This is a genomic window from Rathayibacter sp. VKM Ac-2803 (assembly GCF_009807175.1).
In the GTDB taxonomy this organism is placed as follows: domain Bacteria; phylum Actinomycetota; class Actinomycetes; order Actinomycetales; family Microbacteriaceae; genus Rathayibacter.
Map to the genome: position 1 here is coordinate 1,579,807 of NZ_WUCD01000001.1, position 21,833 is coordinate 1,601,639.

Consider the following 21,833-nt stretch of genomic DNA (forward strand, 5'->3'; position numbering starts at 1 on the left):
CCTCGCCGGTCAAGTTCTGCTTGTCCACCGACAGAAGTCGCCGTAGGGTCGGACCACCATCCTTTCGACGTCGAATCAGGAGCACTCCCGGTGGCATCACCCACAGACCTCTCCGTCCAGCTCTACTCGGTCCGCGAGCCTCTCGCCGCCGACCTGCCCGCCACCCTCGACCGGCTCGCCGGTATCGGACTCGCCAAGGTCGAGCTCTTCGACTTCGTGAACCTCGCGGAGGGCTACCGCACCGCCCTCCCCGCCAGCGGGCTCACCGCCCCGAGCGCCCACGCGCGCCTCCTCGGACCGCAGGAGGGCACCTCCGTCGACGAGATCCTCGACGTCGCCGCCTCGCTCGGCGTGCAGACCGTCATCGACCCCCACGTCGACCCGGCCCGCTGGACCAGCGCCGACGACGTGAAGTCGATCGCCGACGACCTCAACGCGCTCGTCGACTCCGCCGCCTCGCGCGGGCTGACGCTCGGCTACCACAACCACTGGTTCGAGTTCGAGAACCGCGTCGACGGCACGAGCGCCTACGAGCACCTGGCGACCCTGCTCGATCCGCGCGTGCTCCTCGAGCTCGACACCTACTGGGCGGCCGTGGGCGGTGACGACCCGGTCGAGGTGCTCGGCCGCCTCGGCGACAAGGTCCGCTTCCTGCACATCAAGGACGGGCCGGTCTCGAGGGACACGGAGGCGCAGCTGCCCGCCGGCTCCGGCGCGATGGACATCCCCGCGGTGCTCGCCGCGGCCCCGCAGGCGCTCCCCGTGCTCGAGTTCGACGCCTACGCCGGCGACGTCTTCGAGGGCCTCACCACCGCCTACGCCTACGTCACCGGGATCGACGCATGAGCGGCTCGGGCCGCGCCGGCGTCGGCGTCATCGGTGCGGGCAACATCAGCACCCAGTACCTCACCAACCTCACCACCTTCCCCGACCTCGAGGTGCTGTTCGTCGCCGACATCGACCTCGAGCGCGCGAAGGCGCAGGCCGAGGCGTTCGGTGTCCCCGGGTCGGGATCGGTCGACGAGCTCCTCGCGCACCCCGGCATCGAGATCGTCGTCAACCTGACGATCCCGGCCGCGCACGTCGAGGTCGCCCGCCGCGCCGTCGAGGCCGGCAAGCACGTCTGGACCGAGAAGCCCTTCTCGCTCGACCGCGACAGCGGAGTCGAGCTGCTCGCCCTCGCGAAGGAGAAGGGACTGCGCGTCGCCACGGCGCCCGACACCTTCCTCGGTGCCGGTCTGCAGACCGCGCAGCGCATCATCGAGAGCGGAGCGATCGGCACGCCGCTCTCGGCGATCACGCTGTTCCAGGGCCCCGGCCCCGAGGGCTGGCACCCGAGTCCCGAGTTCTTCTTCACCGAGGGCGGCGGCCCGCTGCTCGACATGGGGCCGTACTACATCACGACCCTCGTGCAGAACCTCGGACCGGTCGAGAGCGTCACGGCGGTCTCGTCGCAGGCGCGCGCGACCCGCGTCGTCGGCTCCGGACCCAAGGAGGGCACCGAGTTCCCGGTGACCATCCCGACCCACATCGGCGGGCTGCTCCGCTTCGAGTCGGGCGCCTCGGCGCAGGGCGTCTGGAGCTTCGAGTCGAGCATGCTGCGGATGGGCTTCGTCGAGATCAACGGCTCGGAGGGCACCCTCGTCCTGCCCGACCCGAACATGCACGACGGCGAGATCACCCTCTACCGCCGCGGCACGAAGGAGCCCGAGGTCATCCAGGCCACGGGATCCACCGCCTCGCGCGGCACGGGGGTGCTCGAGCTGGCGCGCGCGATCCGCGCCGACCGGCCCGAGGCCGCCTCCGGTGACCTCGCCTACCACGTCACCGATGTGATGCTCTCGCTCCTCGAGGCCGCCGAGACCGGCGAGAAGGTGCTCGTCGAGAGCACCGTCGCGCCGCGTCCCGCGCTGCCGGAGGGCTGGGATCCGACCGAAGCGACGCTGGTCTGATGGCCGCCCTGCGCGTCGGGGTGCTCGGCGGCGGCTTCATGGCCGCCGTGCACAGCCGCGCGGCGCGCAGTGCCGGAGCGGTGCTCGCGGGCATCGCCTCCTCGAGCCCCGAGAAGGGCGAGCGGGCGGCGGGCGAGCTCGGCTTCGAGCGCTCCCACTCCGACGCGCGGGCACTGATCGAGGACGACGACATCGACCTCGTGCACGTCTGCACGCCGAACGCCTCGCACGCCGAGCTCGCGCTCGCGGCGATCGCGGCGGGCAAGCACGTCGTCTGCGAGAAGCCGCTGGCGGCGTCGGTGCAGGAGGCGCGCTCGCTCGCGCGGGCCGCCGCCTCCGCCGGCATCGTCGCCGCGGTCCCGTTCGCCTACCGGTTCCACCCGATGGTCCGCGAGGCGCGGGCCCGGGTCGCCGCGGGCGAGACCGGGCGCCTGGTGACCGTGCGCGGCAGCTACCTGCAGGACTGGCTGCTGGGCGCCTCAGACGACGACTGGCGGGTCGACCCGGCCTCGGGCGGGCGCTCGCGCGCCTTCGGCGACATCGGCTCGCACCTTGTCGATCTGCTGGAGTTCGTGACGGGAGAGCGCATCGAATCGCTCGCCTCGGTCACGAGCACGATCCACGCCGAGCGGGGCGGCAGGCCGGTCGAGACGGAGGACGTGGCGGGCGCGATCGTCCGGCTCTCCGGCGGTGCCGTGGGCACCCTCCTGGTCTCGCAGGTGACCGCCGGGCACCGCAACGAGCTCGTGCTCGAGGTCTCGGGGCTCGACGAGTCGCTGCGCTTCGAGCAGGAGCTCCCCGAGACGCTCTGGGTGGGTCGGCGCGACAGCGCAGCGCTCGTCCCGCGCGACGCGGCGATCCTCGCTCCGGACGCCGCGCGGCTCTCGATCGTGCCCAGCGGGCACCCGATGGGCTACCAGGACGCCTTCAACGCCTTCGCCCGCGACACCTACGCTGCCGTGGCCGGAGCCGAGGTCGAGGGTCTGCCGACCTTCGACGACGGACTCCGCGCGGCTCTGATCACCGAGGCCGTGCTCGACGCGGCCGCGACCGGCTCCTGGGTCGGCGTGCCCGGCGCCGCGGACGAGCAGTCCGGCGCGTGAGCGAGCATCCCGTGGGGCGGATCAGGGGGTGACGGGGGTGGGGGCGATGACTCGGATGACGGCGGAGTCGTCGGCGGCGGCGAGGCCGTGCGCGGCGCCGAGGAGGAAGAGCTGCTCGGCGGCGGCGGCGACCGGAGTCGACAGTCCGGAGTCGCGCGCGGCCGAGGTCACGATGCCCATGTCCTTGACGAAGATGTCGAGGCGGCTCAGCACCTCGGCGCCCTCCTCGTCGTAGGCCTGCAGCATCCGCGGGCCGCGGTTGCCGAGCATGAACGAGCCGGCCGCTCCGGCGGAGAGGGTCTCGAGCGTCGCGGCGGCGTCGAGCCCGAGCGCCTCGGCCAGGGCGAGCGCCTCGGCGCCCGCGGCGATGTGGACGCCGCAGAGCAGCTGGTTCACGGTCTTGAAGGCCTGACCGTCGCCCGCACGGTCGCCGATGACCGAGAGGGTCGAAGCGAGCAGGTCGAGCACGGGCTGCGCCTTCTCGCGCGCCTCGGGAGCGGCGCCGACGACGATCAGCAGGTCTCCGGCTCCGGCGCGCACCGGCCCGCCCGAGAGCGGGGCGTCGACGAGGTGCACGCCGCTCTGCTCGAGTCGGCTCGCCACGTCGACCACATCGGCGATGCCGACGGTGCTGGTCATGACGACGACGGCGCCGGGGGTCAGTGCCTCGGCGATGCCGGCCTCGCCGAAGAGCACCTCGCGCAGCTGCTCGCCGTTGCGCACGGCGAGGAGGACGGCGTCGACTCCCTCGACGGCTCCACGGGCGGAGTCGAAGGGCGTGATGCCGGCGTCGGCCGCCAGCTCGAGGCGGGCCGGCGCGATGTCGAAGCCGTGCACGATGAGCTCGCCGGCGAGGCGGGTGGCCATGGGGAGTCCCATCGCGCCGAGTCCGAGGACGGCGACGCGGTACGGGGATGCTGACGTCATGAGGAGTGTCCGTTCGAGAGAGTGATGGTCGGAGCGGTGAGGACGGCGACGACGTCGGCGAGCGACTCGTCGCCTCCGACGTTGCCCGCGAACACGATGTAGGGGATCCCCGCCGCGGGTCCGTCGACGGGCTCCCAGAGCGAGACGATCCCGGGAAGCATCGGTCCGCGCACGATCGCGCGACGGATCCGCAGGCCCGCGGAGGCGACGTCGCTCGAGGTGATGCCGCCCTTCGCGATCACGAAGCGGGGGCGGGTGCGCTCGAGGATCCCCTGGACGACGCTCACCACCGCGGCCGAGACGCGGCGCGAGATGTCGAGGCTCTCGTCGGCGTCGTCGGTGCGGCGGAGTGTGCGGCTGGTGTGCACCGCGACGTCGCCGGCCGAGAGACCCGCGACCGCCTCCGCGACGACCTCGCCCAGGTGGGCCTCGGCCCGCAGGGGGTCGAGCACGGCGTCGATGTCGATCTCGAGCGTGGCCACCAGCCCGCCTCGCGCTGTGAGCACGCCCAGCTGGCGCGAGGTGAGGCCGACGTGCGAGCCGACCACGACCAGGCCGCCGCGGGCGAGATCGCCGGAGGGGTCGCCGGGGAAGATCTCCGCGGCGGTGAGGGGCGCGCGCACCTCCTGGCCGATGCGGGCCCGGACGAACGGCGGGCCGACGCGGTAGAGGAGGGTCTTCCCCGCCTCCTCCGCGCGCGAGAGGCCGAGGGCCAGGAGGCGCAGGTCGTCCTCGACGAGGGCGTCCACGACTACGGGCCGCGCGTCACCGAGGGGGAGGAGCGCCTCGACGATGCCGTCGACGCCTCCGCGCAGGGTGGCCAGATCGAGGCGGAGGACATCGGCGGCGGCCCAGCGCCCGCCGGTCTTCTCCTCGACCCAGTCGGCGAGGTCGGAGGAGCGGTAGCCGAAGGTCGCGTCGCGCGCGAACTCGGTCTCGGCGATCGGAGTCAGCCCGTCGTCGCCGCGCATGTAGTGGACGCCGCCGATGGTCACCCGGCCCGCGTCGGGGAACGCGGGGACGATGACGACGCCGTCGTAGCCGCGACCGGTGACGGAGCGGAGGGTCTCCTCGATGACGTCGGTCTCGAGCGGGTAGTGGCCGCGCAGGGTGGAGTCGCCCCGGCTGACGAAGCCGATCGCCAGGTCGAGCTCGGCGGCGGCGGCGCTCGCGTGCGCCACGACCTCGCGGTTGCGGGCGGCGGCGGAGCCGGGGTCGAGGCTCCGCGTGTTGGTGAGGACGTAGACGGCGGCGGCGTCGCGCTCGAAGGCCCAGAGGAAGTCGTCGGTGTCCCAGGAGGTCAGCACGGGGAGGTCGGAGACCGACTGCGTGCCGGTCGGATCGTCATCGAGCACCACGAGCACTCGGCGCGACCGGGCGACCTCGGCGGCGACCGTCCGCGCCTCGACCTCGATGCGATCGGGCCAGCCCTCGATCACGCGTGCCTCTTCCACCATCATCACTCCCTTGTAGCTGATAGCAGATATCTTACAAGCCGCGACCGAGCCGTCAAGCGTCGTCGATGACGGTCATCGGAGGGTCGGCAGCACGAGGGTGCGGAAGTCCTCGGCCGTCTGCGCCATGTGCGCGGCCATCGCCCGACGGGACTCCTCGGCGTCGCCGGTGCGCAGAGCCGCGACGATCGCCGCGTGCTGCTCGATCGCATGGCGCTGGATCCGCGGGATCGCCGAGGTCTGCTCCCGCTTCTCGCGCAGGACGCGGGAGAGGGGGGCGAAGACGACTCCGACGAAGGCGTTGGCCGTCGCCGCGAGGATCACGTCGTGGAACGCGATGTCGGCCTCGACGAACGCGGCGACGTCCTCGTGCTCGTGCGCTCCCCGCATCCGCTCGACGAGGACATCGAGCCGCTGGAGGTCGGACTCGGTGCGCCGCGTCGCCGCGAGGGCGCAGGCCCCGCACTCGAGCATCTCGCGCACCTCGATGAGCTGCAGCTCGGCCGCTCCGACGTCGGCGCCGTGCGCGATCGCGCGGAGCACCGGGCCGACGTCCGTCCAGAGCGTCGTCGGATTCACAACGCCGCGCTTGCCCCGGCGCGCGTCGAGCACGCCCAGGCCCTGCAGGCGCTTGAGCGCCTCGCGCATCGTGACCCGGCTCACATCGTGCCGCTCGGCGAGGTCGGCCTCGCTCGGCAGCTCGGAGCCGACGGGCAGCGCGCCGCTGACGATCTCGTCGAGGAGAGCGTCGGCGACGGTCGTGACGAGGGAGGCGCGCACCACGGCCCTCGGCCCCGCTAGTCGGCGGTCTTGGCGGCGCGCTCGGCCTTGATGCGCGCCTGCTCGCGGCGCACCTCCGCGTAGCGGTTCTGCTCGACCCGCAGCCACTCGGGCACCTCGTCGAGCAGCGCCTGGATCTCGGTGGTCGTGAGGGCCTCGGTGACGCCGCCGCGGGCCAGACCCGAGATCGAGACGTTCAGCCGCGAGGCGATGACGGGGCGCGGGTGCGGCCCGTTCTCGCGCAGCTCGGTCAGCCAGGCCGGCGGGCTCTCGACCAGCGCGTCGTACTGCTCGCGCGTGATCGCGGACTGCTGGAACTCCTCCGGGGTCGCGGGGAGGAAGATCTGGAGCTTCTTCGCCGCGGTCGCAGCCTTCATCGTCTGTGTCGCCTTGGCCATGCGGCAACCCTACCGGCGCCCGGTCGACCGCCTACCCTGGAGCGATGAGCGACGAGCCGGAGACCACCGATCACGAGGCGGCTCCGGAGGATCTCGACACCGTCGTGGACACCGGGCCGGTCCTCGCCGTCTCGCTGGTCCCCGGGGTGACACCGACCAAGTGGACCCGGGTGTGGGGCCAGCGCCGCCCCGAGCTGCCGCTGCGCATCACGGTGATCGGCGAGCACGAGCAGGAGGAGGTGCTCCGCGACGGCCGCGCGATCCTCGCGTTCGTCCGCGGCGACGTCGTCTCTCCCGCCGTCAGCTCGATCCACCTCTACGACGAGCAGCCCGTCGCGGTGCTCTGGCGCGAGCACGCGCTCGCCGACGCCGAGGCCGTCGAGGTCGCCGACCTGGCCGAGGAGCACCTGCTCCAGGAGCCGTCGCAGGTGCCGGAGTGGGCGGCGCTCGCCGTCGAGATCGCCGACGGCTCGCGTCGGCCGCTCCCGGTGCTGCGCACGCTCGACGATGCGGTCGAGCAGGTCGCGGCGGGCGTGGGCGTGCTGATCCTGCCCCAGTCGGTCGCGCGGGTGCACAGCCGCAAGGACGTCGTCGCGGTGCCTGTGGAGGGAGTCGCGCCGACCTCGGTCCGCCTGGCCTGGCTGACGGAGGAGAAGAGCGACGACATCGAGGACTTCATCGGTGTCGTCCGAGGCCGCAGCGCCACCACCACGCGCGGCACCGCCGCCACCCCGCGCGTGGAGTCGCGCGCGAAGGCCGCCAAGGCGAAGGCCCGGGAGGCGCGCGAGGCGGCCGAGAAGGCGGGCGGCGGCAAGAAGAAGCCGAGCCGTCCCGGTGCTCCGAAGGCGGTCGTGCGGCGGACGCGGAAGCCCCGTGGGCGCTGAGTTCTCGCTGCGGCCGGGCGACGGTGCGGACGCGGACTGGATCGCCGAGCTGCGCGCCGTCGTGATGCGGCCCGATCTCGAGCGGCTCGACCGCTACGACGCCGACCGGGTGCGACGGCGCTTCACCGACGGGTACCGGCCCGAGCACACCCGCATCGTCGAGCTCGACGGAGTCGCGGTCGGCTGCATCGCGGCGCGGGTCGAGGACGACGCGGTGTGGATCGAGCACTTCTACCTCGACCCGTCGGTGCAGGGGCGCGGGATCGGCGGCGCCGTGCTGCGCCGGGTGATGGCCGAGGAGGCGCTGGGCGACCGTCCGTTCCGCCTCGACGTGCTGCGGGGGAGTGCCGCGCGCCGGCTCTACGAGCGGCACGGGTTCCGCTGGGAGCGGCCCGAGGGGGAGTGGGACGAGATCCTGGTGACGGCGGGCGGGGAGTAGCGCGTGGGGGATCATCGCGAGATCGTCGTCGACCTCGACGTCGCGAGCGGCGAGGTCGCGGAGGCGCGATCGGCGCTCGACGGGCTGCTCTCCTCCTCCGGATGGACGGATGAGGGAGGGACCTCCACCGACCGGATGCACGAGGGGCAGCGCGCGCTCGTGTTCGGGGCGGCCGCACGGGCGCGGTTCGCGCTCCTCACCGGGGGCACGCTCGTGATCCTCGCAACCCGCGAGGTGCACGGAATCGGCGACGGCACCACCGACCCGGCCTGCCCGTCGTGCGGCCTCCGCGTCGACGCCGGCGCGGCCGAACCCGCTCTCCGCTCCTGGTGGGAGGGAACGGAGCCGACCCTGACGTGCGCTTCCTGCGGATTCCGCTCGCCGATGGGCGACTGGGACCTCCGCGACTCGGTCGCCATCGGCGGGCTCGCGATCGTGCTGGACGTGGCCGGGCCGGCCGCACTGGACCCCGCCGATGTCGCGGCGGCGCTCGCCGAGGATCTCCGCGCGGCGACGGGGCGACGGTGGGCGAGCACCCACCTGCACCTCTGACACCACTCGCACGGCCCGGTCGGCCCGGCCCTAGCATGGGCGAGCACCCCTCCGCCTCCCGCTCGCCCGGGACCGTTCGAAAGGGCACTCCGCCGTGTCCCAGCTCTCGCTCCGATCGGCCGCGGCCGCGGTCCTCGCTCTCGTCCTCGCCGTCTCCGCGAGCCCCGCCGCGTCGGCCGAGCCGCTGCCGGAGGCGCCGGTGGTCGCCTCCGCCGACGAGCTGTCGGCCCCCGCGCAGGCGATCGTGCCCGCGGGCGAGCACGCCTGGGAGCCGAGCGCGACGACTCCGCTGCCCGACTCTCCGCCGAGCGCCGCCGCCCGCACGCAGGCGGAGGCGAGCAGCCTCGCGAGCGCCACCGCGTCGATCACGGGCACGGTGCTCCTCGAGGAGGCGGACGGATCCTTCACCACGACCCTCCCGCGCGACACGTTCCTCTCGGTCGAGGTCTGGACCGCCGCCGACGGTGCGGTCGGGACGTACGAGGTCGCGAACGACCTGACCTTCACCGCGGGCGGGCTGACCGCCGGTCGCACCTACTTCCTCCTCGTCCGCGACAACTACCCGACCTACGCGTCCCTCTGGTACGGCGGGAGCGCGATCGCGGTCGGCGCGCAGCCGCTGGAGGCGCCGGCGTCGGGTATCGAGCTGCGCACGTCGCGGCTCGGGACGCTCTCGGGCACCGTCGGCGGCCTCTCGGGCGACCGCCGGGTCGACCTCTGGTACCGCGAGCCCTCCAACGGCGCCTTCTACCGGACGGACTCGCAGGACCTCCGCGTGTACGGCGGTGATCCCTACTCCTTCCCCTCGGTCGTCGCCGGCGAGTACCTGGTCAGGGCGTCGACGCAGTACGGAGTCGTGGACGACACGTACTGGGAGCACGTGCGCCGGTCGGGCGACGCGAGCACCGTCGCCGTCGCGATCGGCGGCAGCACCGGGGGGATCGATCTCGAGCTCGACGACGACTACCTCTGGTACACCGGGCGCCTGGCGGGGTCCGACCGGTACGCGACCTCGGTCGCGGCGACCAGCGCGGTCTTCTCGCCCGGCATCCCCGTCCTCTACCTCGCCAGCGGGGCGAAGTGGCCGGACGCGCTCAGCGCGGCTCCGGCTGCCGCGGCGCAGGGTGGCGCGCTGCTGCTCACCGATCCCGACCGCCTCCCCGCCGTCGTCGCCGACGAGATCCGGCGCCTCGACCCGGCGCGGGTCATCGTCGTGGGCAGCGATCTGAGCGTCGGCCCCGGCGTCCTCGGCGCCGTCCGCTCCCTCGTGTCCGACACGACGCGCATCGGCGGCAGCGACCGCTACGACACGTCCCGCAGGGTCGTCGCGGACGCCTTCGGCACGGGGCCCTACGACGAGGTGTTCCTGGCGACGGGGACGAACTTCCCCGATGCTCTGTCGGCCGCTCCGATCGCCGGCTGGCGCGGCGAGCCCGTGCTCCTCGTCGACGGCGCGACTTCCACAGTCGACACCCCGACCGAGGCGGCGCTGCAGGATCTCGACCCCGGGCACGCGGAGTTCATCGGCGGCGGACCCTCGATCTCCGAGGCGTACCAGGACGACTTCACCCGCCGCGGCCTCGCCGAGACGGTGTCGCGGATCGCGGGCTCGAACCGCCACGACACCAGCGTCCGGCTCAACCGCGCCTACCCGCAGTCGCTGCTGCAGGACACGGTGTTCTTCGCGGCCGGCGACTCGTTCGCCGACGCCCTGTCCGGCGCGACGAGCGCGGCCGCTCTCGGCTCGTCCGTGCTGCTGACGGAGCGCGACTGCGTCCACGACTACACGACCGACTTCATGGCCACGAACTCGAAGAACTACGCGTTCCTCCTGGGCGGCGAGCCGACGCTCACCCGCGACGTCGAGAACCTCGTCGTCTGCGAGTACCGCTGACCGGCGCTCAGGCCGCCGTCGGACGGCGAGGCTAGGTTTCTCCCATGCCCACGAGCGATGAGACCTGGACCCTGGCCGACCACGACGTACCCGTCTACCGGAGTGGGGACGGCGAGCACGCGCTCATCGTGATCCACGAGGTGTGGGGAGTGGACGGGCACATCCGCTCGGTCGCCGACCGGTACGCGGCCGAGGGGTTCCGCGTCGTCGCGCCCGAGCTGCTGGCCGAGAGCGGGCTGCTCGAGCAGCTCGACACCGAGCAGCGCGCCGACTACGACCACCCTGTGCGCAGGCTCCCGCGCCAGGTCGAGCTGCGGACGTTCTTCGCCCCCGTCTTCACGCCCGAGCACGCCAAGCGCTCGGTCGCGATCCTCCAGGCGCTGGTCAGCCGGCTGCTGAGCGAGGAGGGCGTGCTGAGCGTCTCGGTGACCGGCTTCTGCTACGGCGGGACCTTCAGCTACGCGCTGGCGCTGGCCGAGCCGCGCCTCGCCTCCGCGGTGCCCTTCTACGGGCACACGACCGCCTCCGACGAGGAGCTCGCCGCCCTCGAGGTCGCGGTGCTCGCCTTCTACGGCGACCAGGACGCGCCGCTGATGGAGCAGGTGCCGCGGATCCGCGAGGCCACCGCCGGTGAGGACGTCGAGCTCGTCGTCTACCCGGGCGCCGGCCACGCGTTCTTCAACGACTCCAACGACGGCACCTACGACGAGGCCGCGGCGACCGACGCCTGGCCGCGCGCGCTCGCGTTCCTCCGCGCCCACGCGATCTGACCCGCGCGGTCCGTCGGGGCACGGCCGCACGCAGGAGGTCTGTTCTGCCGGGCGCGGTGAAGGCGCTTCGCGTGTCGCTGGTGAGGGAGAAGCCTGAGCCGTCGCCCCTTATCAGCTGGTCGAGTAGCCCCGCAGGGGCGTATCGAGACCCACCAGCGTCAGCGGATGAGGCTTCTGCCCTCGACTTCTGACGCAGGGGGATCTCGATACGCCCGCTGCGCGGGCTACTCGATCAGCATGGGGAGGCCGCACGCGGGAGGTCTGCTCTACCGGTCGCGGTGAAGCCGCTTCGCGTCTCGCTGGTGAGGGGGAAGTCTGAGGCGTCGCCCTCCCCTGCTGGTCGAGTAGCCCCGTAGGGGCGTATCGAGACCCACCAGCTTCAGCAGATCAGGCTTCTGATCTGGGCTGCTGACGGTGGTGGATCTCGATACGCCCGCTGCGCGGGCTACTCGATCAGCGAGGCAGGGGACCGCACGCAGGAGGTTACTTTTCCTCCGAGACCCACCAGCGACAGCGGATCAGGCTTCTGCGCTGATCTTCTGACGATGGTGGATCTCGATACGCCCGCTGCGCGGGCTGCGGGCTCGATCAGCGAGGAGGAGTGGCGGGGCCGTAGACGTCCGCGTCAGGCGACGTCCTTCACGTGGCCTGCCTTGATGTGGAGGCGGCGCTGGGCGCGCCTGGCCACGGCGGAGTCGTGCGTCACAATCACCAGGGTGAGGCCGAGGTCCTTCCAGAGCGTCTCGAGCAGCGTCATGATGTCGTCGCGCGTGTCCTCGTCGAGGGCGCCCGTCGGCTCGTCGGCCAGCAGCACCTTCGGGTTCTTCACCAGTGCCCGGGCGATCGCGACGCGCTGCTGCTGACCGCCCGAGAGCTCGGCGGGCAGGTGGTCCAGGCGGTCCGCGAGACCGACGGAGGCGAGGGCCTCCTTCGCCCGCGAGGCGCGCTCGGCCGACGGAATCCGCTGCGGAGCGAGCGCCGTCTCGACGTTCTCGAGCGCCGTGAGCGTCGGGATCAGGTTGAAGCTCTGGAAGACGATGCCCACCTCCGTCGCCCTGACCGCCGCCAGACGGCCGTCACCGGCCGAGGAGATCTCGCTGTCGCCGAGCACGACGGTGCCGGAGGTCGGGCGGTCGAGCGCGCCGAGCATCTGCAGCAGCGTCGACTTCCCGCCGCCGGTCGGCCCCTGGATGGCGACCATCTGGCCGTCCGGGATGGAGAGGGTGACGTTCTTCAGCGCGGTGACCTCGGTCTTCGCTCCGTCGTAGCTCTTGCTGACGTTCGTGAGGGTGTACATGGCGATGTCCTTCGTATCGGGGGTGGGCCGGCTCAGCCGACGGAGCGCAGGGCCGCGGCAGGACGGAGGCGGGTAGCGCGCCAGCCTCCGACGGCTCCGGCGAGGAGGCCGCCGAGGACGGCGAGGCCGACGGCGAGCAGGATCACGGGGACGGTGATCGGGAGCGACAGGGCCACCTCGGTGGCGGCGGTCGCCGTCTGCGCGGCACCGGGGCCACCGCCTCCGAAGCCGCCGCCGCCAGGGCCGGCCGCCGCGGTCGTCGTCGCGGAGCTGCCCGAGAGGGTGGGCGCGATCAGGTTCACGATCGCGACGCCGACGAGTCCGAGCACGATGCCCGCCGCGCCTCCGATCACGCCCTGCACCACCGACTCGCCGGCCACCTGGCGGACGATCGAGCCGTTGGTCCAGCCGATGGCCTTGAGGGTGCCGAACTCGCGGGTGCGGCGGGTGACGCCCGAGATGGTGAGCAGCGTCGCGATGAGGAACGCGGCGGCGAGGACGAGCAGCGAGAGCCAGGTGCCGAGATTCGCGACCAGGTCGCCCGCGGTCGAGAGCGAGCCCGAGACCGAGGAGGCGAGGTCGGACTGGGTCGAGACGGTGCTGTCGGGCAGCGCGGTCTGGATGTCGGACTGGATCTGCGCGATGTCCTCGGAGGACGCGGCCTGCACGTAGACGGACGAGATCATGCCGTCCTGGCCGGACAGGGTCTGTGCCACGTCGAGCGGGATGTAGGTGTCGGAGGCGGTGCTCGCGTCGGTCGAGTCGGAGGTGACGATGCCGATCACGCTGAACTCGGTGCCGCCGATGTCGAGGGTCGAGCCGACCGAGAGCTCGGCGGTCGTGGCGTAGGACGAGTCGATCAGGACCACGTTCTGTCCCGCGTCCTCGGCGGTGAAGGTGCGGCCGTCGGTGAGGCTCACGTCGGCCAGGGGGCCGATCGCGGAGCCGGCCGGGTCGAGGCCGAGCACCGAGAACGAGTCGACGTCGAACGAGGAGCCGCCCGCGCCGTCGGGGCCGCCGGTCGGGGCCTCGCCCGTCGTGCCCTGGCCGGGCGCCGTGCCGGTGCCCGCCTGGCTCATGTCGGGCAGCTCGCCGTCGAAGGTCGTGTTGTTCAGCGAGAGCACGCCGATGGCGTTCTGCACGTCATCGACGCCGAGGACGGTGTCGAGGGCGGTCGCGTCGAAGGTGGTCGTGCCGCGGTCGGCCTCGAGGCGCGACTGGCTGACCGAGGTCGTGCCGTCCTCGGTGGTGCCGTCGGCCTGGCCGAAGTCGAACTGCTGGCCCGCCCCGCCCCCCTCGGCGGGGGCCTCGGCTGCCTGGGTCACGGTGATGTCGGTGCCGACTCCGTAGACGGACTCGAGGACCGAGGCCTGGGCGTTCTGCACGCCGGCCGAGAAGGCGTTGACGAGGATCACCAGGGCGATGGCGAGCGCCATCCCGGCCGAGATGATGACGGTCTGCCGTCGCCGGTTGGTGAGCTCTCGCCTGAGATAGGTGGCGAACATGGGTTCCTTCGGTCGGGGAGGGATCGAGCGGTGAGGTCCGCCCGGCGAACCGACCCTAGGAACGCCGGCTATGCCGGTCGTCGCGGTCGGCTATGAGGAGCCGATGACGCCGGCGGAGCGCCGTCGCGTGCCGCCCGCGGCCGACAGGGGCGCGCGCATCCGCGACACCTCCTCGGGGGTCACGGCGCGCCTGGGCGGGGGGCTTCCACGTCGGCGGAGCTCGGCGCTGTCGCGAAAGTGTCGGCTCGCGCCGCGGAACGGCGCGGATCCGTCCCTCCACTCGGATCTCGGATGTCCAGCCCGTTCCCAGCGGGCGAGGAGGTCGAGAGATCCTCGCCCGTTCCGGCCGTGTGGATCGGACGGGCGACGGCTCCCTACGTTTCCCCTATCCGGACGTGGCCCCACAGCACGAACGGCCCTCCGACCTCCTCCTCCGAAAGGGAACACGTGCCCGAGAACAACATCTCCCGCCGCACTCTCGCCAAGTCCGCTGCCTGGAGCGTCCCGGTCGTCGCCGTGGCCGTCGCCGCACCCATGGCCGCCGCCTCCAACACGACCGACTACATCGTCAGCCGCAACTGCGCCCTCCTCGGCGTTCTCGGCAGCCTCCCGACCTTCACGCTCTCGGCGAGCACGGGCACCATCCCGGTCGGCACCGTGCTGACGCTGACTGCTCCGGCGGTCGCCAACGTCAATCTCACGACCTCGGGACTGAGCGCCGGGGTTCTCACGGGCACGACTCGCACCTTCACTGTGACGACGGCAGCGACCACGGTCTCGGTCGCCTTCACCGGCATCAACACTGCGTTCCTGCTGCAGAACTTCACCTTCGCGCTCGTCAGCCTGCCCACCGGCTCGGTCGACACGAACCTCGGCAACAACATCGCCACGGCGAACGTCTCGGGCACCTCGCGTTCCCCGCTCCCCGGATTCACCGGCGTCTGCCTCTGACTCACCCGGGTACGAAGGGCGGAGGCGCGAGCCTCCGCCCTTCTGGCGTTCCCGCACCCTGAGGGGTTACGCAGGCGTCCCCCTCGGCCCTAGGCTCGCGCCACCTGGGAACGAGCCGACGGAGGCGCCGATCATGACTGCGACGAGCGACACGAAGACCGCCCCGCCCGAGCTGAAGAGGGTCCTCGGCCCCAAGCTCCTGCTCCTGTTCGTCGTCGGGGACATCCTCGGCACCGGCATCTACGCCCTCACCGGCCAGGTGGCGGCCGAGGTCGGCGGGGCCGCCTGGCTCCCGTTCCTCATCGCGTTCGTCGTCGCGACGCTCACCGCGTGCTCCTACCTCGAGCTCGTGACGAAGTTCCCGCAGGCCGCGGGCGCCGCCCTCTACGCGCACAAGGCGTTCGGGATCCACTTCGTCACCTTCCTGGTCTGCTTCACCGTGATGGCGAGCGGCATCACCTCGGCGAGCGCCGCCTCCGGTGCCTTCGCGAGCAACTTCGCGATCGGCTTCGGCCTGGGCGACGGCGCAGGGACCCGCCTGAGCATCGCGCTGATCTTCATGCTCTGCATCGCGCTGGTGAACCTGCGCGGCGTCGCCGAGAGCGTCGGCCTCAACGTCGTCCTCACGCTGATCGAGCTCTCGGGTCTGCTGCTGGTGATCTTCGTCTGCTTCTTCGCGGTCTTCGGAGGCGACGCCGACTTCTCGCGCGTCGTCGCCTTCGAGAGCCCGGAGGACAAGTCGCTGCTGCTCGCGGTCAGCACGGCGACCTCGCTCGCGTTCTTCGCGATGGTCGGCTTCGAGGACTCGGTCAACATGGCGGAGGAGACCAAGGAGCCCAGCCGCATCTTCCCGAAGGTGATGCTCACCGGTCTCGGCATCACGGCCGTCGTCTACGTGCTGGTCTCGACCCTCGCCGTCGCGATCGTGCCGGTCGGCGAGCTCGCGGGCAACGACACCCCGCTCGTCACGGTCGTCGAGACCGCGGCGCCCGACTTCCCGATCTCGACGCTGCTGCCCTTCATCTCGCTCTTCGCCGTCGCGAACAGCGCTCTGATCAACATGATGATGGCCAGCCGGCTGCTCTACGGGATGAGCAGGCAGGGCGTGCTCCCGCCGTTCCTCAGCAACGTGCTGGCCGGTCGCCGCACGCCGTGGGCCGCCATCCTCTTCACTACCGTCATCGCGCTCCTGCTCACCGCGTACGTGTCGCGCGACCCGTCCGACCCCATCGCGGTGCTCCTGGGAGGCACCACGTCGCTCCTGCTCCTCGCCGTCTTCGCGGTCGTGAACGTGTCGGTGCTCGTGCTGCGGAAGCAGCCGGTCGACCACCAGCACTTCCGGACCCCGACGGTGCTGCCGATCCTCGGCGCGGTCGCGTGCCTCTACCTGGTGCTGCCCATCACCTCCGGGCGCGACATCGCGCAGTACGAGATCGCCGGGGTGCTGCTCGTGATCGGCGTCCTGCTGTGGTTCGCGACGTTCATCGATCGGCGGGTGCGGGGCTACGCGCGGTCGGCGAAGGTCGACGACATGGAGTCGGCGGACCCGACGAAGGAGGGCTGACGCCCCTCGGTGCCACAGGGAAGGCATCGGGCGGTCATAGCCGTCTCATAGGAATCTGCCGATACTTGTGAGACATGAGCATCCCGGCCCCCTCGAAGCACGTCGCCTCCGCGCAGCGCACCCGCCTGAAGCGAGCAGACGGATCCCCGATCCGCGTCCTCGTCGTCGACGACGAGAGCACCCTCACCGACCTGCTGCAGATGGCGCTCCGGTACGAGGGCTGGGAGGTGCGCACCGCGGCGGAGGGACGCGCCGCGATCACGATCACCCGCGAGTTCCGCCCCGACGTGATCGTGCTCGACGTGATGCTCCCCGACATCGACGGGCTCCAGGTGCTCCAGCGCGTCCGCGCCGACGGCAGCGAGACCCCCGTGCTCTTCCTCACCGCGAAGGACGCCCTCGACGACCGCATCGCCGGACTCACCGCGGGCGGCGACGACTACGTCACCAAGCCGTTCTCGCTCGAGGAGCTCGTCGCCCGGATGCGCGGGCTCATCCGCCGCTCGACCCTGCTCGCGAACGACGTCGACGACCCCGAGGTCGTCGTCGGCGACCTGGTGCTCAACGAGGACAGCCACGAGGTGCGCCGCGGCGACACCGACGTCGAGCTCACGGCCACCGAGTTCGAGCTGCTGCGGTTCCTGATGCGCAACCCGCGCCGCGTGCTGAGCAAGGCCCAGATCCTCGATCGGGTCTGGTCGTACGACTTCGGCGGCAAGTCGAGCGTGGTCGAGATCTACATCTCCTACCTCCGCAAGAAGATCGACGCCGGCCGCTCGCCGATGATCCACACGGTGCGCGGCGCCGGCTACATGCTGAAGCCCGCGGAGTAGTGACGACCGACCGCGGGCGCCCCACCTGGGGCGACTTCGCCACCCGCTCGGCACTCCGCGGCTCCCGATCGGGGCGGCGTGCGCCCTGGACTCTGCGGCGGCGCATGGTGGTGGCCGTCGTCGCGATGGTCGCGATCACCGCCGGCATCGTCGGGGCGGTGAGCGTGCTGTCGCTGCGGGGGATCCTGTACGAGAACACCGACACGCAGCTCTCCGATTCGCTCGAGCGCCTCCGCGATTTCAACGGTCCCAGCCAGTTCGCCGGCTCGTCGGCCGTCGAGCGGGCCACGACCTGTCCGACCGGCGGTTTCGGCAACGGTCCGAGCCAGAACCTCAGCACGATCACCGCCGTGCAGACCACCGACGGCGGTTACACGGGGGCCTACATCGACGGCGACGGCGTGTGCAGGCAGTTCGCCGAGGAGGCGGACTCGGTGCTCACAGAGGCTGTCGCTGCGGGCGGCGACGCCGTGACGATCGATCTCGGAGGCGTGCTCGGCGAGTACCGCGCGCAGGCGACGATCGCCGATGACTCCGTCGTCGTCGTCGGTGTGCCCTTGGGGGACGTGACCGAGACCATCGCCTCCCTCGGCTGGATCGTCGTCATCGTCGTGCTTGTCGCGATGCTGCTCGTGGCGCTGATCGCGACCAGGATCATCCGCGTGGCGCTGCGCCCGCTCGAGCGCGTCGAGGAGACGGCGACCCGCGTGGCCGAGCTGCCCCTCGAGCGCGGCGAGGTCGAGCTGGTCGAGCGGGTCCCGGAGGAGGACGCCGACACCCGCACCGAGGTCGGCCGGGTGGGCGCCGCGTTCAACCGCATGCTCGACCACGTCGGCGGTGCTCTGGAGGCGCGTCAGGCGAGCGAGAACAAGGTGCGCCAGTTCGTGGCCGACGCCTCGCACGAGCTGCGGACGCCGCTCGCCGCGATCCGCGGCTACGCCGAGCTCCCGCGTCGAGGCGACACCGAGCTGCCCGAGGCGGCCGTGTACTCGCTCGACCGGATCGAGTCGGCGGCGACCCGGATGACCTCGCTGGTCGAGGACCTCCTCCTGCTCGCGCGGCTCGACGAGGGCCGCGACCTCGAGAAGGAGCCCGTCGACCTGACGATGGTGCTGATCGAGGCGGTGTCGGACGCGCACGTCGCGGGTCCTGACCACGAGTGGGACCTGGAGCTGCCGGAGGAGCCCGTCGAGATCCGCGGCGACGGCTTCCGCCTGCACCAGGTGGTCGCGAACCTGCTGCGGAACGCGTCGGTGCACACGCCTCCCGGCACCCGCGTCGTCGCGGCGCTGTCGGAGGGTCGGGACGAGCGCGGCAGGCCCATCGCGGTCGTCGAGATCACCGACTCCGGCCCGGGGATCGACCCGGCCCTCGTGCCGGTGCTGTTCGAGCGCTTCGCGCGCGGCGACTCCTCCCGCGCGCGCACGACCGGCTCGACCGGGCTGGGGCTGGCGATCGTGGCCGCGGTGGTCGACGCGCACGGCGGGCGGGTGCTGGTCGAGTCGGCGCCGGGGCGGACGCTGTTCCGCGTGGAGCTGCCGGCGGGCTGAGGCCGCTAGACGGACACCCCGAGTCGCCGGCGCGCGTCGTCGAGCGTCCGCACGACCTGCACGACCTCGTCGAGCGGGTGCAGCGGCGACTCCGTGCGCCCCTCCGTCACGTACTGCGCCAGGTGCAGCGCCTCCCAGGCGAGCCCCTCGCCGCCCCGGAGCGGCGACTCGTCGACCCACGTCCCGCTCTCGGAGCCGCGCGTCAGCGTCACGGCGCTCGGGCTCCAGAACGGCGAGTGCACGTCGATCCGCCCCTCGCGCCCGGCCACCCAGGCCGCCTGCGGAGTGTCGGCCAGCACGGTGGACGTCGCGATCGACTGCACGCCGTCGGCGTGCCGCCCCACGATCGTCGCGGTCGCGTCGACTCCGGTCTCGGTGAGGCTGCCCGACACCTCCGAGCTCTGCGGGGTGCCGGCGACCATCGAGACGAACGACGACGCGTACACGCCGACGTCGAGCAGCCCGCCGCCCGCGAGCGCAGGGTCGAAGATGCGGCTCGCCGGATCGAAGGGGAACGCCCCGCCGAAGTCGGCCGACACCAGGGCGAGCGGGCCGACAGCACCGTCGGCGACCAGTCGGCGCACCACGTCGGTGTGCGGGAGGTAGCGCATCCACATCGCCTCCATCGCGAAGACACCGGCATCGCGCGCCGCGTGCACGATCATCTCCGCCTCGCCGGGAGTGGGCGCGAACGGCTTCTCGACCAGGATGTGCTTGCCCGCCGCGATGGCGAGCAGGGCCTGGCGCGCGTGCTCGGAGTGGGGCGACGCGATGTAGACGACGTCCACCTCCGGATCGTTCACGACCGCGTCGTAGCCGGCCGAGGCGCGCTCGATGCCGAAGCGCTGCGCGAACTGCTGCGCGCGCTCGAGCGAGCGGGAGCCGACGGCGACGACGCGCTGCCGTGTGTGCTTCTGCAGAGCGCCGACGAAGCTCCCGGCGATCGAGCCCGGGGCGACGACCCCCCAGCGCAGGACGGGCGAATCGAGGAGGGAGGGGAGCCGTGGTTCCGGGAGCGTCAGTGCCATTCGTCCACGCTATCCCGCGCTCCCCGGCCCGCCCCGCTCGAGAGTCGTCGTACTCGGTGATCGAGTACGACGACTTCCGCGTTCTCGCGGCGTCCCGACGCTCTAGTGTGTGACCGCACGCGGAGCGGCGGCGGAGGAGGACACATGCCCGAGTGGTACACCCTGGGTGTCGTCGGCGCGGTCATCGTGGTCGTGGTGGTGGCGATCGTCCGCTTCCGCCAGAACCCGGTGCTCGTGCTCGCGGTCGGCGCCGCGGCGATCGGGCTCCTGACCGGGCTCGGACCGGTCGACACCGTCTCGACGATGACCCGCGGTTTCGGCGAGGTGATGATGGAGGCGGGCCTCCTCATCGGCTGGGGAGTGCTGATCGGCGCGATGCTCAACGAGATGGGCGCCGTGGTGCGCCTCGTCGAGGGCCTGATGCGCATCTTCGGGCGCCGCGGAATCCCGTACGCACTGGGCCTCTCGTTCGCCACCTACCTGCAGACGATCTTCGTCGACGCGCTCATCGTCATCGCGGCGCCCCTCGCGCGGAAGATCGCGCCCCGGCTCGGCCGCGCGGGCACCGGCATCGTCGCCGTCACCTTCGCCGTGGGGCTCGAGATGGGGATCGTGATGATGGTCCCGGGTTTCGCCGCGGTGGCCCTCGCCGGGCTTCTGGGCGTGCCGCTCGGCGTGATGATGCTCGGCGGATTCGCGGTCGTGGCACCGACGGTCGTGGTCACGATCCTCCTCATGTCGCTCGCGTTCCGGATGGGGTTCTGGGACCCGGCTCGCGACGAGCAGGTCCTGCTGCGCGAGGAGGTCCCGGTGCTGGCGGCGGCGGAGGCGAGCGGCTCGGACCGTCCCGCGAGCCCCGACTTCTCGGTGCCCGGCCGCGCCGATCCCGGTACTGGAGGCGACACCGACGCCCCGCACGAGCGTCCCCTCCTCCTGCTCTTCGCCCCGATGCTCGTCGCGCTCCTGCTCATCGCCTCCGAGGCCGTGCTCACGGTGGCCGGAGCCGAGGTACCGGTGCTGCAGTTCCTGGGCGACCCCGTGATCGCCCTGCTGATCGCCGTGATCGCGACCGGAGCGATCGGCCGCTCGGTGGTCGGGGCGAAGCGGATCGAGAAGGCGGTCGCGAAGGGCTTCCAGGACGGCGGCCAGATCTTCCTGCTCACCGGCGTCGGCGGCAGCCTCGCGGCCGTCATCGCGGAGGGCGACCTCGGCGAGCTGCTGAAGGGCTACTTCTCGGCGTCGGCGACCGCGCCGCTTCTGCTCGTCTGGCTGATGGCGGCCGTCCTGCACATCGCGGTCGGCTCGGTGACGCTCTCGGCGATCACGGCCGCCGGAGTCGTGGCACCGGTCGCGGCGACGCTCGGCCTCGATCCGCTCCTGGTGGCGCTCGCCGCCGGCTCGGGCGCCCTGTTCTGCATCCACGTCACGTCGAACACCTTCTGGCTGCTGCAGAGCTTCCTCGGCCAGTCGGTGCGCGGCGCCCTCAAGTCGGTGACGGTCGGCGTCTCGCTCGCCTCCGTCCTCGCCCTGGGCATGACGCTGCTGCTCTCCCTGTTCCTGCGCTGACGCCTCCTCGTGCAGAAGTCGGTGGCGGGTGGGTCTGCGCGGAGGGTCGCTCCATGAGCGCGCGGTCGGAGCGGGGCGTCCGCCGGGGATGGATCGCCGTCGCGGTGGTCCTCGCCGCGGGAGTCCTCGTCTTCCTGGCCGGCTTCGGATCGGGCAGCTGCACCGACTACGTGAACGCGCCCGGTGTCTGCACGGGCGACTCGCCCGTCGACTCCGTGGCGCGCTGGACCGTGGTCGCGATCGGCGGCGCCGCTGTCGTCTACGCGCTCGTGCGCGCGTTCCGCCGTCGCTGAGCGGGGTCGGCGCCCTGCGCCGCTCCTCCACAGGTGCGCGCCGGGTCGGTCGTCCCCTGCCGGGGCGTCGAGGCGAGTGCGATGTCGGTGGTC

Annotated in this window: 21 protein-coding genes; 14 read left to right on the top strand and 7 right to left on the bottom strand. The window is 72.3% G+C overall.

All coding sequences use genetic code 11. The annotated features are described in order from the left end of the window. The first annotated feature begins 90 nt into the window (after positions 1 to 90). Genes GRS96_RS07395 through GRS96_RS07405 form a run of 3 tightly spaced genes read left to right on the top strand, consistent with a single transcriptional unit; the run spans position 91 to position 3,055 of the window. Entirely contained in the window at positions 91 to 846 is a 756-nt protein-coding gene (locus GRS96_RS07395; RefSeq protein ID WP_159854309.1) for a sugar phosphate isomerase/epimerase family protein, read from the top strand. Next, positions 843 to 1,952: a Gfo/Idh/MocA family protein gene (locus GRS96_RS07400; RefSeq protein ID WP_159854307.1), complete on the top strand. Its 1,110-nt coding sequence runs from the start codon at positions 843 to 845 to the stop codon at positions 1,950 to 1,952. The genes GRS96_RS07395 and GRS96_RS07400 overlap by 4 nt, the downstream gene beginning before the upstream one ends. Then, complete coding sequence (locus GRS96_RS07405; protein WP_159988150.1) at positions 1,952 to 3,055, top strand: Gfo/Idh/MocA family protein; 1,104 nt, start codon at positions 1,952 to 1,954, stop codon at positions 3,053 to 3,055. The genes GRS96_RS07400 and GRS96_RS07405 overlap by 1 nt, the downstream gene beginning before the upstream one ends. A gap of 21 nt (positions 3,056 to 3,076) precedes the next feature. Here GRS96_RS07405 and GRS96_RS07410 read toward each other — a convergent pair whose 3' ends face one another. From GRS96_RS07410 to GRS96_RS07425, 4 genes are all read right to left on the bottom strand, one after another. Beyond that, positions 3,077 to 3,982, bottom strand: a complete 906-nt coding sequence (locus tag GRS96_RS07410; RefSeq protein WP_159988151.1) for an NAD(P)-dependent oxidoreductase — start codon at positions 3,980 to 3,982, stop codon at positions 3,077 to 3,079. Further along, positions 3,979 to 5,439, bottom strand: coding sequence for a four-carbon acid sugar kinase family protein (locus GRS96_RS07415; protein ID WP_159854301.1), 1,461 nt, complete (start codon positions 5,437 to 5,439; stop codon positions 3,979 to 3,981). Before GRS96_RS07415 ends, GRS96_RS07410 begins: the two co-directional genes overlap by 4 nt. 72 nt (positions 5,440 to 5,511) lie before the next feature. Continuing rightward, the gene (locus tag GRS96_RS07420) at positions 5,512 to 6,216 is read right to left on the bottom strand and encodes a FadR/GntR family transcriptional regulator (protein WP_327437426.1); all 705 of its coding nucleotides are present in this window, start codon (positions 6,214 to 6,216) and stop codon (positions 5,512 to 5,514) included. 17 nt (positions 6,217 to 6,233) lie between these two features. Then, entirely contained in the window at positions 6,234 to 6,614 is a 381-nt protein-coding gene (locus tag GRS96_RS07425) for a DUF5997 family protein (RefSeq protein WP_159854297.1), read from the bottom strand. Positions 6,615 to 6,658: 44 nt separating this feature from the next. Between GRS96_RS07425 and GRS96_RS07430 the strand changes: the two genes are divergently transcribed. The 5 genes from GRS96_RS07430 to GRS96_RS07450 all read left to right on the top strand — a co-directional run bounded on the left by GRS96_RS07430 (position 6,659) and on the right by GRS96_RS07450 (position 11,153). Beyond that, on the top strand, positions 6,659 to 7,498 hold the full coding sequence (locus GRS96_RS07430; protein ID WP_159854295.1) for a LysR substrate-binding domain-containing protein: 840 nt from the start codon (positions 6,659 to 6,661) through the stop codon (positions 7,496 to 7,498). Further along, the gene (locus GRS96_RS07435; RefSeq protein ID WP_236553581.1) at positions 7,488 to 7,937 is read left to right on the top strand and encodes a GNAT family N-acetyltransferase; all 450 of its coding nucleotides are present in this window, start codon (positions 7,488 to 7,490) and stop codon (positions 7,935 to 7,937) included. The genes GRS96_RS07430 and GRS96_RS07435 overlap by 11 nt, the downstream gene beginning before the upstream one ends. Before the next feature lie 3 nt (positions 7,938 to 7,940). Further along, on the top strand, positions 7,941 to 8,489 hold the full coding sequence (locus GRS96_RS07440) for a hypothetical protein (protein WP_159988152.1): 549 nt from the start codon (positions 7,941 to 7,943) through the stop codon (positions 8,487 to 8,489). Positions 8,490 to 8,583: 94 nt separating this feature from the next. Next, the gene (locus GRS96_RS07445; protein WP_159988153.1) at positions 8,584 to 10,383 is read left to right on the top strand and encodes a cell wall-binding repeat-containing protein; all 1,800 of its coding nucleotides are present in this window, start codon (positions 8,584 to 8,586) and stop codon (positions 10,381 to 10,383) included. Between the two features lie 44 nt (positions 10,384 to 10,427). Continuing rightward, positions 10,428 to 11,153 (top strand): dienelactone hydrolase family protein, encoded by a 726-nt coding sequence (locus GRS96_RS07450; protein WP_159854289.1) that lies wholly within the window; start codon positions 10,428 to 10,430, stop codon positions 11,151 to 11,153. A 625-nt stretch (positions 11,154 to 11,778) separates the two neighbouring features. On the opposite strand, the gene GRS96_RS07455 is transcribed toward GRS96_RS07450, so the two are convergent. Together GRS96_RS07455 and GRS96_RS07460 are read right to left on the bottom strand one after the other, a co-directional pair. After that, positions 11,779 to 12,450, bottom strand: a complete 672-nt coding sequence (locus GRS96_RS07455; protein WP_159988154.1) for an ABC transporter ATP-binding protein — start codon at positions 12,448 to 12,450, stop codon at positions 11,779 to 11,781. A gap of 32 nt (positions 12,451 to 12,482) precedes the next feature. Then, positions 12,483 to 13,955, bottom strand: coding sequence for an ABC transporter permease (locus GRS96_RS07460; RefSeq protein ID WP_159988155.1), 1,473 nt, complete (start codon positions 13,953 to 13,955; stop codon positions 12,483 to 12,485). A gap of 447 nt (positions 13,956 to 14,402) precedes the next feature. Between GRS96_RS07460 and GRS96_RS07465 the strand changes: the two genes are divergently transcribed. The 4 genes from GRS96_RS07465 to GRS96_RS07480 all read left to right on the top strand — a co-directional run bounded on the left by GRS96_RS07465 (position 14,403) and on the right by GRS96_RS07480 (position 18,853). Further along, complete coding sequence (locus GRS96_RS07465) at positions 14,403 to 14,906, top strand: hypothetical protein (RefSeq protein ID WP_159854283.1); 504 nt, start codon at positions 14,403 to 14,405, stop codon at positions 14,904 to 14,906. Between the two features lie 133 nt (positions 14,907 to 15,039). Further along, complete coding sequence (locus tag GRS96_RS07470; protein ID WP_159988156.1) at positions 15,040 to 16,470, top strand: APC family permease; 1,431 nt, start codon at positions 15,040 to 15,042, stop codon at positions 16,468 to 16,470. A gap of 74 nt (positions 16,471 to 16,544) precedes the next feature. Continuing rightward, a complete protein-coding gene (locus GRS96_RS07475) occupies positions 16,545 to 17,303 on the top strand; it encodes a response regulator transcription factor (protein WP_159854281.1) in 759 nt (252 codons plus the stop codon). Further along, complete coding sequence (locus GRS96_RS07480; RefSeq protein WP_236553582.1) at positions 17,303 to 18,853, top strand: sensor histidine kinase; 1,551 nt, start codon at positions 17,303 to 17,305, stop codon at positions 18,851 to 18,853. The genes GRS96_RS07475 and GRS96_RS07480 overlap by 1 nt, the downstream gene beginning before the upstream one ends. A gap of 5 nt (positions 18,854 to 18,858) precedes the next feature. Here GRS96_RS07480 and GRS96_RS07485 read toward each other — a convergent pair whose 3' ends face one another. Then, entirely contained in the window at positions 18,859 to 19,881 is a 1,023-nt protein-coding gene (locus tag GRS96_RS07485) for a Gfo/Idh/MocA family protein (RefSeq protein WP_159854279.1), read from the bottom strand. Between the two features lie 144 nt (positions 19,882 to 20,025). Here GRS96_RS07485 and GRS96_RS07490 point away from each other — a divergent pair, with 144 nt between their 5' ends. Both GRS96_RS07490 and GRS96_RS07495 read left to right on the top strand, forming a co-directional pair. After that, positions 20,026 to 21,447 (top strand): GntP family permease, encoded by a 1,422-nt coding sequence (locus GRS96_RS07490; protein ID WP_159854277.1) that lies wholly within the window; start codon positions 20,026 to 20,028, stop codon positions 21,445 to 21,447. Positions 21,448 to 21,500: 53 nt separating this feature from the next. Then, positions 21,501 to 21,740 carry a hypothetical protein gene (locus GRS96_RS07495; protein ID WP_159988157.1) on the top strand — a complete coding sequence of 80 codons (240 nt, stop codon included), beginning with the start codon at positions 21,501 to 21,503 and terminating at the stop codon, positions 21,738 to 21,740. The last annotated feature ends 93 nt before the right edge of the window (positions 21,741 to 21,833 follow it).

What these genes read in the sequence shown, in the direction of transcription:
- GRS96_RS07405 (WP_159988150.1), top strand. Translation starts at nt 1,952, where the DNA reads ATGGCCGCCCTGCGCGTCGGGGTGCTCGGCGGCGGCTTCATGGCCGCC.
- GRS96_RS07460 (WP_159988155.1), bottom strand. Translation starts at nt 13,955, where the DNA reads ATGTTCGCCACCTATCTCAGGCGAGAGCTCACCAACCGGCGACGGCAG.
- GRS96_RS07485 (WP_159854279.1), bottom strand. Translation starts at nt 19,881, where the DNA reads ATGGCACTGACGCTCCCGGAACCACGGCTCCCCTCCCTCCTCGATTCG.
- GRS96_RS07430 (WP_159854295.1), top strand. Translation starts at nt 6,659, where the DNA reads ATGAGCGACGAGCCGGAGACCACCGATCACGAGGCGGCTCCGGAGGAT.
- GRS96_RS07425 (WP_159854297.1), bottom strand. Translation starts at nt 6,614, where the DNA reads ATGGCCAAGGCGACACAGACGATGAAGGCTGCGACCGCGGCGAAGAAG.
- GRS96_RS07410 (WP_159988151.1), bottom strand. Translation starts at nt 3,982, where the DNA reads ATGACGTCAGCATCCCCGTACCGCGTCGCCGTCCTCGGACTCGGCGCG.
- GRS96_RS07450 (WP_159854289.1), top strand. Translation starts at nt 10,428, where the DNA reads ATGCCCACGAGCGATGAGACCTGGACCCTGGCCGACCACGACGTACCC.
- GRS96_RS07415 (WP_159854301.1), bottom strand. Translation starts at nt 5,439, where the DNA reads ATGGTGGAAGAGGCACGCGTGATCGAGGGCTGGCCCGATCGCATCGAG.
- GRS96_RS07490 (WP_159854277.1), top strand. Translation starts at nt 20,026, where the DNA reads ATGCCCGAGTGGTACACCCTGGGTGTCGTCGGCGCGGTCATCGTGGTC.
- GRS96_RS07475 (WP_159854281.1), top strand. Translation starts at nt 16,545, where the DNA reads ATGAGCATCCCGGCCCCCTCGAAGCACGTCGCCTCCGCGCAGCGCACC.
- GRS96_RS07470 (WP_159988156.1), top strand. Translation starts at nt 15,040, where the DNA reads ATGACTGCGACGAGCGACACGAAGACCGCCCCGCCCGAGCTGAAGAGG.
- GRS96_RS07400 (WP_159854307.1), top strand. Translation starts at nt 843, where the DNA reads ATGAGCGGCTCGGGCCGCGCCGGCGTCGGCGTCATCGGTGCGGGCAAC.
- GRS96_RS07455 (WP_159988154.1), bottom strand. Translation starts at nt 12,450, where the DNA reads ATGTACACCCTCACGAACGTCAGCAAGAGCTACGACGGAGCGAAGACC.
- GRS96_RS07495 (WP_159988157.1), top strand. Translation starts at nt 21,501, where the DNA reads ATGAGCGCGCGGTCGGAGCGGGGCGTCCGCCGGGGATGGATCGCCGTC.